We start from the raw sequence: 17,842 nt of genomic DNA, 5'->3' as shown, positions 1-17,842 counted from the left end.
TAAAATGCTTTTGGAGAAACATATTATGACAGAACCAATTACCATTGCACTTACAAAAGAAAACCGTCAACAGGCTAATAAATTTGCCCAAAAACAGTCAACTCGACAACGAGCCGAACAGGTTTATCGCAATACCCTAGCTGTTTTAGCTACTCAACATTTTTTAGAAGTTTTAGGTATTGAAACAGACTTAGAACGTAGTCACTGTTGGAATCCCTTAGAGCAACAGTTAGAAAATATCGCCGATTTATATATTCCTGCTTTGAATGGTTACTTAGAATGTCGTGCTATACACAAGCAAGATTCTAAATGTTACTTTCCCCCTGAAGTCCAATCGGAAAGGACTGCTTATGTGATTGTTGAAATAGATGAACCCTATCAAGTAGGAGAAATCATAGGATTTGTTCCTTCTGTATCAGTGTCAGAATTACCACGGTCTTATTTTCAGCCCCTTGATGCCTTTTTAGAATATTTGATACCCGATCCAGTAATAGACGATCCAGTAATAGTAAAACTTGGGAATTGGGTTCAGGGTAAATTTGAACTTGATTGGCAACCCCAACGGGATTTATTGGAGAGAATGACAGCAATCAGTAAAAAAACTCCAAGTCCAGTGATGAAGTCAAGTCCAGTGATGAGAGATATAAATCTGGTTTTGGAAACCCCTAGCGAAGAGGATTTAGTCAATGATATCTGCAATACCCAGGATGATAACAAGCGTTGGCAATCGGCTGAGTTGTTATGGCAAAAAAATCCCCAACATTCCGCCTGTCCTATTATCAGCGCTAAGGATTTAGGAGTTTATCTACTGGGTTATTCTCTAGCGTTGATGGTGGGAATTGTACCGAAGTCAGACGGCGAGATACTAATCATTCTGCGTGTTTATTCCTTAGAGCAAGAACCGTATTTACTACCAACTGGGTTAAAGCTGACCATAACGGATCTAAGGGACAATATTGTAGTAACAACAATGGAATCACAGACAGGAGACATTTATATCGAGTCTAAAATAAATGGAAGTTCAGGCGAATATTTCAGTGTCACAGTAACTCTGAGTGATAGCAGTTTTACTCAGGAGTTTATAATTTAAACAACAACTAATTTTCTCAGTAACTATGTTTTGAAATAATTCTGAGATATTAGATATTTGTGATAAATCATGCTTAAATAGGAAAATAAGCATGATTTTTCGTACATCTACCTCATTTACTGTTCTATGCTTAACCTTGTACTTAAAGTTAATTCAGGTAGTTTTAATACAGGATTTTCGGGAGAATTACTTGATGACAGTAGTCCAGCGACTACGGAATTTACATTTCCCGCATCACCGGAAATTCCACAGCTATATAAACAATGGCAAGATGGATCACGAGAAAACACTAGGCTTCGTTTAACTAAAGCTGGAGATGCACGTTTAACATCGCACTCAAAAAAGTGTGAAGAAGCTAAAAGAGCATTAGAAGATTGTAGTAACAAATGGTTTAGAGATGGAAATTTCTATGCGCTGAGTGAAAAAATTAAAAAGAAAATTCCAGCTAATGAAACTGTTGTCCGTATTAATCTTGTTTTTAGTCACTTTGATGTAAATAAGGATGATAATGATATCCTCCGTAGACTTCCCTGGCAATTATGGAGAGACTCATTGGATTTAAGTGATACTATTAAGAGTACCTTTGCTTTATCAGGATGTGCTTTATCAGAATGTTTCTCTAAATCTAAAAAAAATAGTCATGATCATGGTCATGTTTTAAAATCACCCGTAAAAATTTTAGCGATTTTCGGTAGCGATGAAAATGGCTTAAATCAACAGCCTGAGAAAGAACAATTGTATAAGTTAAAAAATAATAATGGTGTAAGGGTTCAAATTGAAGAAAAACCAAATAGAGATAGAGTGAATGAATTATTATGGCATTCCAAGTGGGATATTTTATTTTTTTCAGGACATAGTTCTAGTCAGGAAAGAACTGGAACAATTCAAATTAATGATAGCGATTCTCTATCTTTAAATGATCTTAAGTCAGCACTAAAAGAATCCGTAGAAAAAGGGTTAAAAATAGCAATATTCAATTCTTGTGATGGGTTAGGAATTGCGAATGTTTTGACACAGGTAAAAGTTCCGGCTGTAATTGTCATGAAAGAACCTGTCCCAGATAGTTTTGCCTCTAAATTTTTCTTAAACTTTGGGCAAGAGTTTGTTAAAGGAGGTCAGCAGTTGTCTTTAGCAGTTTGTAAAGCTACGCAAATGTTAGAGATAAGAGACAGTGAATTTCCCGGAGCAACATGGTTACCTGTGATTTATTATTCCCATCGAAATCAGCCGGACTATATTTGTCCGACTCCAGGTGTAATAACCCGTTTGTTGACTTTCTTATTTAAGTTTTTCTCCCCAAGACTAAATGTAATTAAAACCGGGGTTTCTAAAATAATTAACACTTTTAAATCAAAAAAGATATTATTTGGTTTAACTGTAATTGTTACCGCTTCCATAATTATAATTGCTGGTATTTCTAAATTACTATCACCAGCACCGTCTATTTGTAAATCATGGAATGGTGTGATTCATTCTATAGAATTTACTCCTGATGGTAAATATCTAGCTACTAGCAGTTTAGACAATACATTAAGAGTATTTGAGATAGACAGATTAAAACCTGAAGATGTTATCAAAAGAGATGAATTATTGAAAAGGCAAATTCACTGTGAAGAAGAGAGAAATATAGTTGACCTTTCATTTAGCAGTGACAATAAGTATCTAGCTGTTGCAGATATGCAATCAACTATTAATGTGCTAAGGTTGCCAGAACATGGAAGTGGTAAGCTACAAGAATTAAAACTTAAATCTTCAAACTTTCCAAAAATATTGAGTAGTATAGTCAAAATTAGCTTCAGTAACAATAACAATAACTATTTAGCAGCAGCAAATATTTCTGGACAAGTAGAATTGTGGCAGATTCAAGATCAAGAAGTCATAAAAATCAAAGATATTCGTGATCAGGGTAAGTATAAGCTTCAGTTAAGGTTCAGTTCAGATAACTCAGATAACAATTATTTAGTTATGTCCGATGTGACAGGTAACGTATTTGGGTGGGATTTAAAAAAAAGTATTGATATTGATCTAAAAAACGTAGATATTACAGTTATTCAAGTAATAAATAGAAAGATTTCTAGTTGTAAAAAATACGAGTGTAATAACAACATCAAACCCAACAATAGCCAAATCCCATCCTTTAGAGATATTATTCTTAGTCCTGATGATAAGTATATGGCTGTTATTGGTGATAATAACAAAAAAAAAGATGAATATAAAGAATATGTCGAATTGTGGGAGCATAATAATTCATCATGGACAAAAATACCGACAGAAACAGAAACAGCCACAAAAACAATAACAGACATGGCCTTTTGGGAAAAAGACAATAAAACCTCATTGATTGTAGCTACTACTAATGATAAAGATTTATTATTACTTACGCCAAAGCGAACTTAAAACGTGATTTTTGCGTAGGGGTAATTCATGAATTACCCCTGCTTCCGTTCTATTTGTAGTTATCCCTGTTCTGTCACTCTCCGAAAAGTCTTACAATTTCCCAACTCTGGAACTACTGTCTGGAAAGCGATCGCACAGTTATTTATAAGTAGAAATTACAGAAGATACCCAAGCCATGAAATTTTAATGACAAACATCTGAATCATCTGAATCAGTTGATATTGCATCTCTTGAAAACTTTTTACTGATGGGAGAAATCGGAAAGTGACAAAAGAGGGTTATAGGTTGCGTCAGACTGCATATATCCTGCAAATAAACAGATTATTGATGTCTGACACACCTTACTAATGTGCCAGTTGCGTAAGTCCTGTTTTTATTAATCCCTGCTGATAGCCTGAGAGGATGTTTTAAAGGTGGTATCCAGTAAGTTTCATCACATTTTTACTGACTTTTTTTCTTATTCTTCAGGACTTCTCGAGTCTCTTCGGCAGCTTTTTTCATTATCTCGGAAACTTTTTCATCGTTTTTGGGATCTAAGGCTTCTTTGAGATGCTTTTGTAAAATATTAGATACTTCCTCATATCTAGCAAGACGTGGACGTGAAACCGTTTTGTCCACCATTTTGAAAAGTTCTGGATAATGACTATATCTAGAAACAATTAAGGGATCAAAAAATAGGTCTTTACGAGTAGGAACAGACCCATGTGATAAAGTAAAGAGTAACTGAGATTCACGACTAGTGAGAAACTTGACTGCTTTTATAGCTGCTTCTTGACGTTCTTTATCTATATTCTTAGCAATTGCTAAACCCCAACCGCCATGACAACCTTTTCCACCAACTACGGGTGCAATACCAATTTTGCCTCGAACCTTTGACTCTGGCTTCTGAGCTTCAGCCCACACACCAGGCCAACTACGTAAAAAAGCACTATTTCCCTCTATAAACTTGTTTTTGGCATCTTGTTCTTCAGCAGTGTCTGACGGAATTTTTCTTAAGAATTTAACCGCTTTGATAGCTTTTGGACTGTCTAATCCAACAACTTGATCATACGGATTAATCCAAAAACCATCATAAGCATAAAGGACTTCTACAAACATAGGCACTAGTGCTTCTCCCTTATTTGGCCATGATAAGTAATCTAAGTCATTATTCTTATTGAAATTTTGGGCAGTTTTTAGGAAATCCTCGGGAGTCTTTGGTACTTGTACTTTTTTACTTTTTAGTAACTCATTATTGTAGTAAAGTACGCCTACATCAGTGCGAAAAGGAATACGATAAAGTTTTGATTTATACTTGCCATTATCAATTTCAGTCTTAAGAAAACCTTGCAATTCCTCTTCTTTAAAGTGTTTATCAAGAGGGAGAAGATATTGTGCAAACTCACGCAACCAAATAATGTCAGTGTAAATTAAGTCATAATGATGATTATCATCACCACATTCTACGTTGCTATTATTGGTATTTTTATCCTTAATCAAACTGTCTGAATACATTTTTTTTAATGTCTCTATCTCCCGATCATCTGGTTTATTGAGGGTAATTTTAATCTTACCCTTATTATCATTATTAAACTTTTCAGTTAACTGGTTCCAATTTGTTATTTCGTTTGCAGGTACAGCAAAACATAGGGTAATTTCTTTCTGAGCCGATGACTGACAGGCATATAATGTTACACTCAAACCTAAAGCAACAGTAAACAATGGTACAGTCAACTTATGTGTTGTGGGTGTAATTCTCTGTAATAACCCTGACAATTGGTTTAAAAAATTGGGATTCTTCATAATCAGAATTAAATGTATTAAAGCCAGAAAAATTGAAGTAAAAAGTAAAGTTTGGTTTTATCCAGGTTTTATATAGTAGATGATAACAACCTGCAAAATCCAGCAAAAAATTGTTATATTATGGTTTTTACCATGAAACCCTTTGATTTTAACAAAACAAACCCGCAAAAAAAGATATTGCTAAATCTTAAACATTACACAGGCATATTCCTCATTGTTTTACTCAGCATTATCTTACTTTCCGTGCCGCAAGCTTTATCAAACCAACCAGTAGTCCTGAATTTATTATTAACTGCTCCCGATGCTCAACCTTGGAAGCAAGGTATAATAAAAGACTTTGAAGCCAAAAATCCAGGGATTCGTATCAATTTAATCGAAGGTCCAAACGCTACAAATTTAGTGGAAGACTTATATACTTCAGCATTTATCTTAAGTGAATCCCCTTATGATTTGGTCAACATGGATGTTATTTGGACACCCAAGTTTGCTGCTGCTGGTTGGTTATTAGACTTGAGTAATGGTCTTACCGCAGAAGAGTTAGCTAAATTTTCACCCACAGATATAGAAGCGGGACGTTACGAAGGAAAACTTTACAGAATTCCGATCCGAAGTGATTTAGGAGTCCTTTACTACCGGAAAGACCTGCTAGATCAAGGGGGATTTGAACCACCAGAAAGCTTTACAGAGTTATTCAAAATTTCTCAGTCTTTAAAAAACCAAGGAAAAATTAATTGGGGATATCTTTGGCAAGGAAGGCAGTACGAAGGACTAGCGGCTATGTTTGTGGAAGTTTTGCAAGGTTTTGGTGGATTTTGGGTGAATCCTGAAAACTTAGAAGTGGGTTTAGATAAACCTGAGACATTAAAGGCGATCTCTTTTCTAAAAGATACCATTGAACAGGAAATTTCCCCACCTGGAACTACAACATATATGGAGGAGGATACAAGACGTATATTTCAAAGCGGTCAAGCGGCATTTTTACGCAGTTGGCCTTATGTTTGGCCTCTAGCCAATGGTGAAGATTCTCCCATTAAAGATAAAATTGGGATAAAACTTATGGCCAGTAGTCCTGGTAACATGGGAGGAACTTGTTTAGGCGGTTGGGGATTGGGAATTGCCAAATCTTCTAAACATCCTCAAGAAGCTTGGAAAGCAATTCAATACTTTACCAGTGAAGAAGCACAGCGCCAATTTATTTTGAAAGGGGGTTTTGTGCCAAGCAGGCGCTCATTATTTACAGATCCAGAAATTGTCAGTAAATACCCTCATTATTCTCAGTTACTCAAAATAGCTGATAAAGCTGTTTTACGTCCACCCATCCCCCAGTATGCCCAAGTATCAGATATTTTACAGCGTTATCTTAGTGCCGCACTCACAAATCGGATGACCCCGGAAACAGCAATGGAAGCTGCTGCTAATGAAACTCGAAGATTACTGGGGACTGGAGATTAACGATGAAAAAACTTTATGAGCTATGAATACCAAACAAACCATCAGAAGTCAAGAACAACGAACAGCATGGATTTTGCTACTACCTGCTATGCTGTTGCTGCTATTTGTCTTTGGCTATCCAATAGTCCGAGCCTTTTGGTTAAGTTTTTTTACTCAAAACTTAGGAACGAAACTACAACCGGTCTTTTGTGGTTTTAGCAATTACCTGCGAATGGTGGGGGATGGTCGTTTTTGGGAAAGTTTGAGGACAACAACAGTATTCACTTTATCAACAGTGTTGTTAGAGTTACTGCTGGGATTGGGTATTGCCCTAGTCCTAAATAAGCAGTTTTTTGGCAGGGGTGGAGTACGGACAATAGCTATTCTACCTTGGGCTTTGCCCACCGCCCTCATTGGTATTGCTTGGGCTTGGATTTTTAATGACCAATTTGGAGTTGTTAATGATATTCTATTACGGTTAGGTTTGATTCAAACTGGTATTAATTGGTTGGGAGAACCGACATTAGCAATGATAGCCGTGATAGTTGCAGATGTGTGGAAAACGACTCCATTTATTAGTATTTTGCTATTAGCTGGTTTGCAGTCAATTTCACCTGACTTGTATGAAGCTCATCTGATGGATGGTGCAACACCCTGGCAAAGTTTCTACCAGATTACCCTACCCCTATTGAGTCCGCAAATACTCATTGCTACCTTGTTTCGGTTTGCTCAGTCCTTTGGAGTTTTTGACTTGATTTCTGTTATGACTGGTGGAGGTCCGGGTGGTGCAACGGAAGTAGTATCACTGTATATCTACTCTACCGTGATGCGTTACTTAGATTTTGGATATGGAGCAGCTTTAGTTGTGGTGACATTTCTTTTGTTGATTACAGCAGTAGCTATTGCTAGTTTGTTACTCAAGAAATTTTCTGTGAAGCGCATTTACTAATTTCTATACTGTCACCGAGAAAAAATTGATGACAAGTCCCAAACTACAAACAAAAGTCAAAAATTCAGGACAACAAATCTTAATTTGGGTACTAATTTTCCCAATATTGGTTTTCTGTCTAGCTCCACTGATGTGGCAAATACTCACCTCATTTAAACTCAATCAAGATATTGCCAAAATTCCTACCGTTTATTTTCCTGCTCGAATTACTTTCAATCACTACATCGAATTATTTACTAGTCGTCCGTTTTGGCTTTATATATTGAATAGTGCTTTTGTCTCCATTGTTTCTACAGTTTTATCTTTGGTAGTGGGTGCGCCTGCGGCCTATGTCTTAGCAAGGTTACGTCCTTGGGGTGGCACAGCCATCATAGCAGCTATCTTGATTGTTACTTTATTCCCAGGAATTTTATTATTTTTGGGACTTTTAGAAATTATCAAGGGGTTACATCTAGGTAATAACTATTTATCGCTGATTATTCCTTATACAGCTATTAATTTACCATTAACAATTTTGGTATTACGCAGTTATTTCCAGCAATTACCAAAAGACTTGGAAGATGCTGCCAGAGTGGATGGCTACAATACTGTGCAAATGTTACTGCAAATACTACTACCATTGACAATTCCTGCTTTGGTAACAACTGGAATTATCACTTTTATTTTTGCCTGGAATGAGTTTATCTTTGCTCTGACATTTATTACTCGTGACGAAATGAAAACGATTCCCGTGGCAGTGGCACAATTGGGAGGTGCTACAGTATTTGAGATTCCTTATGGACCTATTGCTGCGGCGACGGTGGTTGGTACGTTCCCCTTAGTTTTACTTCTTTTCTTTTTTCAGCGTCAGATCATTCAAGGTCTTACGGCTGGTGCTGTTAAGCAATAACAAAGGAAGAAGTAAGAATAGTCAAAAAATAAAATCATTAATTAAAAGCAGAACAATGGTAAAACTGGAACTAAAAAACCTAAATAAAGCCTATAGTTCTAAAATTATTCCAGTTAAAAACATTAATTTAACTGTAAATGACAATGAATTTCTCACTTTACTAGGTCCGAGTGGTTGTGGTAAGTCAACAATACTACGAATGATTGCAGGGTTAGAGGAACCAACTAGCGGACAGATACTGCTTGGAGATGAGAATATCACATTTAAACGTCCCGGCGATCGCAATATGGCGATGGTATTTCAAAGTTATGCCCTTTACCCACATATGACTGTATCTGAAAACTTAGCCTCTGGACTCAAGTTGAAAAAAACCCCTTCTGTTGAAATTCAGCGTCGCGTAACAGCAGTTTCAGAACTGTTGGGATTAGAGGAATTGCTACAGCGCAAACCCGGACAACTATCAGGGGGGCAAAGACAGAGGGTCGCTGTCGGTCGAGCTTTAGTGCGTCATGCTGAAGTTTACTTGCTGGATGAACCACTGAGTAACCTGGATGCAGTTTTACGGGAACAAGTCCGTGCTGATATTAAACAAATATTTGCTCTCCAAAAAGCTCCAGTGGTTTATGTCACGCACGATCAAACAGAAGCAATGACACTTTCAACAAAAGTGGCTGTGCTTAATCATGGTTTTGTCCAGCAACTCGACTCACCAGAACGTATATACAATGAGCCAGCCAATTTATTTGTAGCTGGATTTGTTGGTAGTCCAAAAATGAACTTGCTAACTTTATCATGTCAGGGACACTATGCAATGTTAGGTGATGCAAAAATACTGTTGCCAGATATACCAACAGTACCATCCAAAATTGTGTTAGGTATCCGTCCAGAACACATCAGGATTGCACAACCAGGGGATACACAGACTATTCAAGGCCGAGTATATCTGGTGGAAAATTTAGGTATGCACAATTTAGTAAGTGTGCGTATTGATAGTTATGACGCGGAAGCGTTGACCGTGCGTGTTTTGTTAACTCCAGACGAAAAATCTAATCATGAAGAGATGAGATTAACTTTACCGTCCCAAAATCTTCACTGGTTTGATGTTCAATCTGGTAATCAGCTATTACGCAGATAAATGGCGTAAATATGGCGATTATTTTACTGTCAGCCATAACTAAATGGCGAACTGACAAGTCAACTTTTTCAGCAAGCCCCACTTATGAATAAAGCGAATTTCAGGTAAATGAACCACGGTTTTTGTTTCGCGCAAAAGCGCAAAGTAGGGAAGGCGCAAAGGAAGAAGGTAATCAAAGTCTGGTTTAAATAGATGAAAACTGCTGTAAATGTTCTAAATATTAATTGGTCTCACGCAAATATATCACCAATTGCTATTTAGCACCTAGTGACCAAGTTGGGCTTTAGCCTGTTGCCACAGGGTATCTAATTCTTCTAAACTATAATCTGTCAACGGACGTTCAATCACATCCTCCATTTTTTGCAACCTTTGAATAAATCGCTGACTTGTCCCTTGTAAACCCGCACTGGGATCAAGTTTATGCCATCTAGCAATTTGAATAATGGCAAATAGTAAATCACCTAATTCGGATTCTTGTCTTTCTTTGGTTTCTTCAGCTAAAGCCTGTTGAAATTCCCCCAACTCTTCATGAAATTTGCCCCAAACTTCATCTACATTATTCCACTCAAAACCAACCTTAGCAGCTTTTTCAGATATCTTCATCGCCGCATTTAAGGGGGGAAGGCTACGACGATAACGATTTAATTTATGACTGAGTTTTTGCTCTTCTACAGTTTCTCCTTTTTCTGCTGCTTTAATCGTTTCCCAATTTTTGTGTACCTCTTCCATACTGGCCACGGTAACATCAGCAAATACATGAGGATGACGACGTATTAACTTTTGAGCAATACCCTCTGCAACTTCTTGCAGAGAAAAATCACCCGCTTCACTGGCAATTTGCGCCTGTAATACTACTTGTAATAATAAATCACCTAATTCTTCAGAAATAGCCTGTTTATCCCCAGTTTGAATTGCGTCTACTACCTCATAAGCCTCTTCAATTATATATGGAGTTAGACTTGATGGGGTTTGTGCCAAATCCCAAGGACAACCTTGAGGCGATCGCAATTTCGCCACCACATTTATTAACTCTTGTAACGCCTCTAAAGTCTGATTAATTTCCATCTTTTTACCGCTTTTTGACACTGCGACGACTGGGGCTAACTTTACGTTTCTTAATTTTGCCACGAGGGGGAAACCGTAAAATCAGTTAAACTAATTTTTTCATCTGTTCATAAAAACCACAATCATCTCATGCAAGTGCAACTCCGTGGATCTAAAAATCCCCTCGCGTATCTGCTATTAATTGCTCCTTTTTTCCTTTGGGGTACAGCAATGGTGGCCATGAAAGGCGTAATTCCTCACACCACACCCCTATTTATGGCGGGAGTTAGATTAATACCTGCGGGGGTGTTAATTCTCATGGTGGCTGCATTCATGGGTAAACCCCAACCTCAAAGTTGGTTAGCATGGTTGTGGATTATTATATTTGCTTTAGTTGATGGTACGTTATTTCAAGGCTTTTTAGCCGAAGGTTTAGTCAGAACCAATGCCGGCTTAGGTTCGGTGATGATAGATTCCCAACCTCTAGCAGTAGCTTTACTTTCCCTCTGGCTATTTCAAGAACATATTGGATTATGGGGATGGTTGGGGTTAGGTTTGGGAATTACAGGAATTAGTCTGATTGGTTTACCCCAAGAGTGGATTTTCCATCTTTTTGACGCGGGGATAACCATTTCCATAGATAATTGGCAAGAGTTATTTAATCGTGGTGAGTTATTAATGTTACTTGCTGCTTTATCAATGGCTGTGGGAACGGTGATGATTCGGTTTGTGTGCCGATATGCAGATCCAGTAACGGCTACAGGATGGCATACAATTATCGGTGGCTTGCCTTTGTGGGGAATTTCTTCAGTATTAGAATCTCAACAGTGGGAAAATCTTGTCCTATGGGACTGGATGGCATTAGGTTATGCTACTGTATTTGGCAGTGCGATCGCCTATGGATTATTCTTCTACTTTGCCTCTAGTGGTAATCTCACCAGTTTAAGTTCTCTGACTTTTCTCACACCCGTTTTTGCTTTAATATTTGGTTATATTTTTCTCAATGAAGTCCTGACTACTATTCAATGGTTTGGGGTTTTTCTTACCTTAATCAGTATTTATTTAATTAACCAACGGGAAAATATCGGCGGAAATCAGAAACCTACTATCACCGATACAACTACCACATCTACTCAGAATTTAACAACCGCCAGTAATTCTCTTGATGTCTAATATTCAAAATCTCAAATCTACCCTCCTACCCCCACCCCTCAAACCCGGTGATTTACTGCGCGTCATTGCCCCCAGTGGTGCATTGCGAGAAGTTGAGGCTTTTAATCAAGGTGTGGAAATTTGGAAGTCGCACGGCTATCGGATTAAAATTAGCGAAAATATAGATAATAGACATGGTTATCTAGCCGGTACAGATGCCCACCGTCGTCAGCAATTAGCCACGGCATGGCAAGATCCAGAATGCAAGGGTATCCTCTGCGCGAGAGGTGGTTTTGGTAGCACCCGGATTTTAGAAGATTGGAATTGGCAAGAAAATACCATTACCCCTAAATGGTTAATCGGCTTTTCTGACATTACAGCCCTGCTTTGGAGTCTCTACAACGCCAGAATTGCCAGTGTACATGGTCCCGTCATGACTACCCTAGCCAATGAGCCAGAATGGTCAATCAAGCGGTTATTAGACATAGTAGAAGGTCGTCCCCTCTCACCTTTAAAGGGTTGTGGTTGGGGTGGTGGGACAAGTACAGGAATCTTACTTCCTGGTAATCTCACAGTCGCTACCCATCTTTTAGGAACACCGATTTTACCCAACCTTGATGGTGTGATCTTAGCCTTAGAAGATGTCACAGAAGTACCTTATCGCATTGATAGGATGTTAACTCAGTGGCGATTAAGTGGGGTTTTGTCCCAAGTTCGCGGTATTGCTTTAGGTGGATTTACCCAATGTGAAGCCCCTCCTAACATACCTAGTTTTACTGTAGAGGAAGTTTTGCGCGATCGCTTGGGTGATTTGGGTATTCCCATAGTTTCTCATCTCCCCTTTGGTCATGATAATCCCAATGCTGCCTTACCTGTGGGAATAATGGCAACATTGGACGCGGAACAAGGAACATTGCATTTTACCTCATAGATATAGATATATTATTAGACACTATGTTTCTTATCTATTCCCTATTCCCTATTCCCTGTTTAAGACAATGACAAAACATAAATAACTGTAAATCTGCGAGAACTTGATTAAAATCATGATGATTGTATAAACCTGTTTTATGATTAGCATTTCTGAGAACTGTTAACCAATTTGCTACTTCTTTCATGTACTCTATAGATGTATCAAGTTTTTGGGGATTATATGATCCTATTTGTCTATGTAATGCTAATTCTTTATCAGTGGGTTGAATACCTAAATCATTGATTTGAGCAGTAAGTATTTTATAGGTCAATTTTTCAACTAAATTTGCGGCTTTTAGACTTATACAATTAGAATGTACACGATATTTAATTAACACTTTGGGAATATTCCAAACTTTGAATTTTTTGGATATTCTTACCCATAGATCATAATCTTGAGCATTTGGATAATCTTTTCTGTAAACCTCTCCATTTATCTCAACTGCGTTGATTGCACTTCTTCTCATCAAAACTGCTGAATGAGCAAAATAATTATGGAATAGCAGCCGACAAGGAATTTTTTGATAGGGTTCTTCCTCATTCCATACTTCACCGGTCAAATTATCCTGATCATCCATTAATTCAACCCAAGACCCAACCATACCAAACTCTGGGTTATTTTCCATAAACTCAAATTGTTCTGCTAATCTTGATGGATAAGCATAATCATCACAATCTAAAACAGCAATGTATTCACCTGATGATGCTTGCAAACATTTATTTCTAGTTGTTGGTATCCCCAGATTTACATTGTTTTTAATTAATTTGATGCGTTTGTCTTCATAGGAACTTATAATTTTTACGCTGCTATCTGTTGAAGCATCATCTACAATGACAAGTTCAAAATTCGTAAACGTTTGATTTAGAATACTCTTGATTGCTGTATCAAGATATTTTTCGCCATTATACACTGGCATAACAACTGTAATTTGAGGATTTAACTCTTGTTGAATAAGCTGCTTTTGATTCATAATATTTAATGATTTTGAACAAATGGCTGATTTTTATAGTAATCTATAAATAACGTATAATATGCGAGTTATACCTAATTTCAGGGAACTTTTGTTCAACCTCAAAAAAATGCCTAGTATAAATTTTGACCCTAAACCGACAATCTCGATTATTTTATGTACCTATAACCGAGCAAAATATTTAAACGATTGCATAAATAGTGTACTTCAACAAACTTTTCAGGATTTTGAATTAATTGTAGTTGATGATGGTAGCCAAGATCATACTTTTGAAATTGTCAATGGTTACTTACAGAAATTGAATAATATCCGTTATCTTAAACATCAAAATCGGAAAGCCGCTTACGCCAGAAATGCGGGTATTCAAGCGTCTTTTGGTAACTATATCACGTTTATTGACAGTGACGATACTTATAAAGCCCATCATCTAGAATCGCGGCTGGAATTTATGCAAGCTAATCCAGAGATTGACTTGATTGAGGGTGGATGTGAAATTGAGGAGGAATTTTCTGTTCCTGATTATTTTCAACCTGATCAAACAATTAATATTAGAGAATGTGTTGTCGGTGCTACATTTTTTGGAAAAAGACAGATGTTTTTTGAATTAAAGGGATTTAATAATATTCCCTATGGCGAGGATGCAGATTTATGGGAGCGTGCCGAAAAAATCTTCAAAACTCAGAAAATTAAAGAGCCAGAAACCTATATTTATACGAGGGTAGAAGATAGTACGACTAAGATTTTCTTAGATAAAATGTCTGCCGCTAATTAACATAATCTAATATCTAACTTTTGGAAGTAAATTAACAAAACAAATAGCAGGATTTGCCACTATTTCTAGTTGGAGTTTTGAGTTGATTTTTTAAACTGCATCTATAAAATATTTTCTTTCAAGAAAGTTATTTTTAGATGCAATTAATCAATTAAATTGGGAGATTGTTGGCAATTATCTAGCCTGTTTATGTAAGTTGTAAATTGACTCTTTTTGAAGATTGGATAGTATTTGTGTGAATTGTGGGAGAATATGTTAGAATTATAGCAAAATATGACAACTATTCAAAGTTAATTTGACATAATTTTGTCTTTTGTCAAGTTGAAGCCTAAAATCTACATTTTTTTGGAGTTTTCGAGTTTATGACAACCTCACAGGAGAGGATTATCCCGACGGATTTGCGAGGTGAAATGTCGCGGTCTTATCTAGAATACGCCATGAGCGTCATTGTAGGTCGGGCGCTGCCAGATGCTAGGGATGGACTCAAACCTGTGCATCGTCGCATCCTCTATGCCATGCACGAACTGGGTTTACTACATGATCGCCCCTTTAGAAAATGCGCCCGTGTGGTGGGGGAAGTATTAGGTAAATATCACCCTCATGGTGACACGGCAGTGTATGATGCCCTGGTGCGGATGGCGCAGGATTTTTCCATGCGATCGCCTCTTATCAGTGGACATGGTAACTTTGGTTCAGTGGACAATGATCCGCCGGCGGCAATGCGGTACACAGAATGTCGCTTGCACGCATTAACCAGTGTTGCCCTCCTCCAAGATATTGAAGCCGAAACCGTAGATTTTGCCGATAACTTCGATGGTTCGCAACAAGAACCTACCGTTTTACCCTCTCGCATTCCCCAACTGCTGTTAAATGGTTCTTCGGGAATTGCTGTGGGCATGGCGACAAATATTCCCCCACATAACTTGGGAGAATTGATTGATGGATTAGTAGCCCTAATTCACAATCCCGAAATAACTGACATTCAGTTAATGCAGTATATTCATGGTCCCGATTTCCCGACTGGGGCGCAGATTTTGGGAGTCAGTGGCATTAAAGAAGCTTACACCACTGGGCGCGGTTCAATTACCATGCGGGGTGTTGCCAATATTGAAACCATCGCCCAACGCAACCGTCCAGAACGGGAAGCAATTATTATCACCGAACTGCCTTACCAAACCAATAAAGCCGCATTAATTGAAAAAATTGCCGAATTGGTGAATGATAAACGCATTGACGGCATTGCAGATATCCGAGACGAGAGCGATCGCGATGGCATGAGAATCGTTATAGAATTAAAACGAGATGCCTATCCCCGTGTCGTTTTAAACAACCTTTATAAACAAACCCCTTTACAGTCTAACTTTGGGGCAAATATGTTGGCACTAGTCAACAGTGAACCCCAAACCCTGAACCTCAAACGTTTCCTCAGCGTCTTCCTAGATTTCCGCATTCTCTCCATTGAACGCCGCACCCGCTACGAATTAAGGAAGGCCCAGGAACGAGATCACCTATTGCAAGGTTTATTAATTGCCCTATCACGATTAGATGCAATTATTGTTTTAATTCGTCATGCACCAGACGCACCCACAGCCAAAGGGGAATTAATCACCACTTACGGACTGTCGGAAGTGCAAGCAGACGCAATTTTGCAAATGCAACTACGGCGACTAACAGCGCTAGAAGCCGATAAAATTCGCCTGGAACACGAGGATTTACAAGTTAAAATTGGCGATTTAGAGGATATTTTAGCCAGACGGGAACGGGTGCTAGAAATCATTGAAACGGAAATTAGCCAAATTAAAACCAGTTTCGCCACACCCCGGAGGACAGTAATCACTCATGGGGAAGGAGACATAGATGATATTGACTTAATTGCCAACGAAAAAGCGATTATTCTGGTGACAGAACAAGGTTACATCAAACGGATGCCCGTTAACACCTTTGAATCCCAAAGCCGTGCCACCAGAGGCAAAGCCGGGGCAAAAGTCAAAGATGATGATACCATCGAGCATTTCCTCACCTGCTGCGACCATGATAGTATCTTATTCTTTAGCGATCGCGGAGTCGTCTACTCCCTCAAAGCCTATCAAATCCCCGTCGGTTCTCGTACCAGTCGCGGCACGCCCATCGTGCAAATGTTGCCTATCCCCAAAGAAGAAAAAATTACCTCCATTGTCCCCGTAGACGAATTTAGCAGCGAAGAATATCTCGTCATGCTCACCAAAGGCGGTAACATCAAAAAAACCGTCCTGGAAGCATTTAGCCATATTCGCGCCAACGGACTAATTGCCATATCCTTAGAAGAAGGCGACCAACTGCGCTGGGTGAGAAGAGCCAGAGTAGAAGACAGCATCATTATCGGCTCACGTCAAGGTATGGCTATTCACTTCCGCTGTACCCATGATCAACTGCGTCCCCTGGGGAGAGCCACTCGTGGTGTAAAATCCATGAAACTTAAAAATCAAGACGAACTCATCGGCATGGATATCCTACCAGCCGCCATTCTTGACACCTTAGATACAGGCACAGAAGCGGAAATCGAAGAAATCGAAGAAACCGCCGAAATTGAAGAAACCCTAGAAACCACCGACATCGAAAATAGCGAAGAAATCGCAGAAGTCACCAACACCAACAGTACCGGACCCTGGGTATTAGTCATTACCATGGGCGGTTATGGTAAGCGCGTTCCCGTTTCCCAATTCCGACTCCAAAACCGTGCTGGACAAGGTTTAATGGCTACCAAATTCAAAAACCGCAAAACCAAAGACAAATTAGCCACCCTGCGAATTGTCAACAGCGACGACGAAATCATGATGGCCACCAATCGTGGTATCATTATTCGTCAAGCCGTCAATGCCATTTCTATTCAATCAAGGTCAGCTACTGGAGTTAAAGTGCAGCGTCTAGACGAAGATGATGCCATTACTGGAGTTGCAATTGTTCCCCCCGACACAGGAGATACAGGAGAACTAGAAGAAGCAGAATAGACAATTAACAAGATCCCCGACTTCTCTAAGAAGTCGGGGATATGAATCCTTCCTTTAGGTACTTTAGGACACAAGGAGATGATCAAACTCAGACAGGGAAAGATACCCAGGCTCGTCATATATTATACCTTATTTTTTCTCAGTGGCATACTCATGGGAGTAACCGTAGCCCCCATTGGTGCATGGTTTCTGGCTTGGATTGCCCTTGTACCCTTATGGCTGTTAGTTATTAAATATACATCTAAAACAGATCCCCCTGCCCCCTACCCCC

Annotated in this window: 13 protein-coding genes and 1 pseudogene; 11 read left to right on the top strand and 3 right to left on the bottom strand. The window is 38.6% G+C overall.

Annotated elements, in window-relative coordinates; genetic code table 11:
• Positions 1-25 precede the first annotated feature (25 nt).
• Together IQ226_RS17365 and IQ226_RS17360 are read left to right on the top strand one after the other, a co-directional pair.
• A complete protein-coding gene (locus IQ226_RS17365; protein WP_193897334.1) occupies positions 26-1,090 on the top strand; it encodes a DUF1822 family protein in 1,065 nt (354 codons plus the stop codon).
• A gap of 126 nt (positions 1,091-1,216) precedes the next feature.
• Entirely contained in the window at positions 1,217-3,487 is a 2,271-nt protein-coding gene (locus IQ226_RS17360) for a CHAT domain-containing protein (RefSeq protein ID WP_193897332.1), read from the top strand.
• Between the two features lie 441 nt (positions 3,488-3,928).
• On the opposite strand, the gene IQ226_RS17355 is transcribed toward IQ226_RS17360, so the two are convergent.
• Positions 3,929-5,269 carry an extracellular solute-binding protein gene (locus IQ226_RS17355; protein ID WP_193897330.1) on the bottom strand — a complete coding sequence of 447 codons (1,341 nt, stop codon included), beginning with the start codon at positions 5,267-5,269 and terminating at the stop codon, positions 3,929-3,931.
• 120 nt (positions 5,270-5,389) lie between these two features.
• Between IQ226_RS17355 and IQ226_RS17350 the strand changes: the two genes are divergently transcribed.
• The 4 genes from IQ226_RS17350 to IQ226_RS17335 are packed head-to-tail and all read left to right on the top strand — an operon-like array spanning position 5,390 to position 9,673.
• A complete protein-coding gene (locus tag IQ226_RS17350; protein WP_228039521.1) occupies positions 5,390-6,721 on the top strand; it encodes an ABC transporter substrate-binding protein in 1,332 nt (443 codons plus the stop codon).
• A 22-nt stretch (positions 6,722-6,743) separates the two neighbouring features.
• A complete protein-coding gene (locus IQ226_RS17345; RefSeq protein ID WP_193897308.1) occupies positions 6,744-7,649 on the top strand; it encodes a carbohydrate ABC transporter permease in 906 nt (301 codons plus the stop codon).
• A gap of 28 nt (positions 7,650-7,677) precedes the next feature.
• On the top strand, positions 7,678-8,538 hold the full coding sequence (locus IQ226_RS17340) for a carbohydrate ABC transporter permease (protein WP_193897307.1): 861 nt from the start codon (positions 7,678-7,680) through the stop codon (positions 8,536-8,538).
• A gap of 55 nt (positions 8,539-8,593) precedes the next feature.
• Complete coding sequence (locus tag IQ226_RS17335) at positions 8,594-9,673, top strand: ABC transporter ATP-binding protein (protein ID WP_039203133.1); 1,080 nt, start codon at positions 8,594-8,596, stop codon at positions 9,671-9,673.
• Positions 9,674-9,937: 264 nt separating this feature from the next.
• Here IQ226_RS17335 and mazG read toward each other — a convergent pair whose 3' ends face one another.
• The gene (mazG, locus tag IQ226_RS17330) at positions 9,938-10,738 is read right to left on the bottom strand and encodes a nucleoside triphosphate pyrophosphohydrolase (RefSeq protein ID WP_193897306.1); all 801 of its coding nucleotides are present in this window, start codon (positions 10,736-10,738) and stop codon (positions 9,938-9,940) included.
• Between the two features lie 129 nt (positions 10,739-10,867).
• Here mazG and IQ226_RS17325 point away from each other — a divergent pair, with 129 nt between their 5' ends.
• Together IQ226_RS17325 and IQ226_RS17320 are read left to right on the top strand one after the other, a co-directional pair.
• Positions 10,868-11,890 carry a DMT family transporter gene (locus IQ226_RS17325; RefSeq protein WP_193897305.1) on the top strand — a complete coding sequence of 341 codons (1,023 nt, stop codon included), beginning with the start codon at positions 10,868-10,870 and terminating at the stop codon, positions 11,888-11,890.
• On the top strand, positions 11,883-12,800 hold the full coding sequence (locus IQ226_RS17320) for an LD-carboxypeptidase (RefSeq protein ID WP_193897304.1): 918 nt from the start codon (positions 11,883-11,885) through the stop codon (positions 12,798-12,800). The genes IQ226_RS17325 and IQ226_RS17320 overlap by 8 nt, the downstream gene beginning before the upstream one ends.
• Before the next feature lie 34 nt (positions 12,801-12,834).
• Here IQ226_RS17320 and IQ226_RS17315 read toward each other — a convergent pair whose 3' ends face one another.
• On the bottom strand, positions 12,835-13,812 hold the full coding sequence (locus tag IQ226_RS17315; protein ID WP_193897303.1) for a glycosyltransferase: 978 nt from the start codon (positions 13,810-13,812) through the stop codon (positions 12,835-12,837).
• A 109-nt stretch (positions 13,813-13,921) separates the two neighbouring features.
• Here IQ226_RS17315 and IQ226_RS17310 point away from each other — a divergent pair, with 109 nt between their 5' ends.
• The 3 genes and pseudogenes from IQ226_RS17310 to IQ226_RS25245 all read left to right on the top strand — a co-directional run.
• Positions 13,922-14,584 carry a glycosyltransferase family A protein gene (locus tag IQ226_RS17310; RefSeq protein ID WP_193897301.1) on the top strand — a complete coding sequence of 221 codons (663 nt, stop codon included), beginning with the start codon at positions 13,922-13,924 and terminating at the stop codon, positions 14,582-14,584.
• 362 nt (positions 14,585-14,946) lie between these two features.
• Entirely contained in the window at positions 14,947-17,571 is a 2,625-nt protein-coding gene (gyrA, locus tag IQ226_RS17305; protein ID WP_193897299.1) for a DNA topoisomerase (ATP-hydrolyzing) subunit A, read from the top strand.
• 78 nt (positions 17,572-17,649) lie between these two features.
• Positions 17,650-17,842 (top strand): annotated as a pseudogene (locus IQ226_RS25245) (apolipoprotein N-acyltransferase); the annotation flags it as partial.

The sequence above is a fragment of the Dolichospermum sp. LEGE 00240 genome (assembly GCF_015207875.1).
In the GTDB taxonomy this organism is placed as follows: Bacteria; Cyanobacteriota; Cyanobacteriia; order Cyanobacteriales; family Nostocaceae; genus Dolichospermum; species Dolichospermum gracile.
Note: the sequence above shows the minus strand (reverse complement) of the source record. Positions and strands in the feature narration are given on the sequence as shown.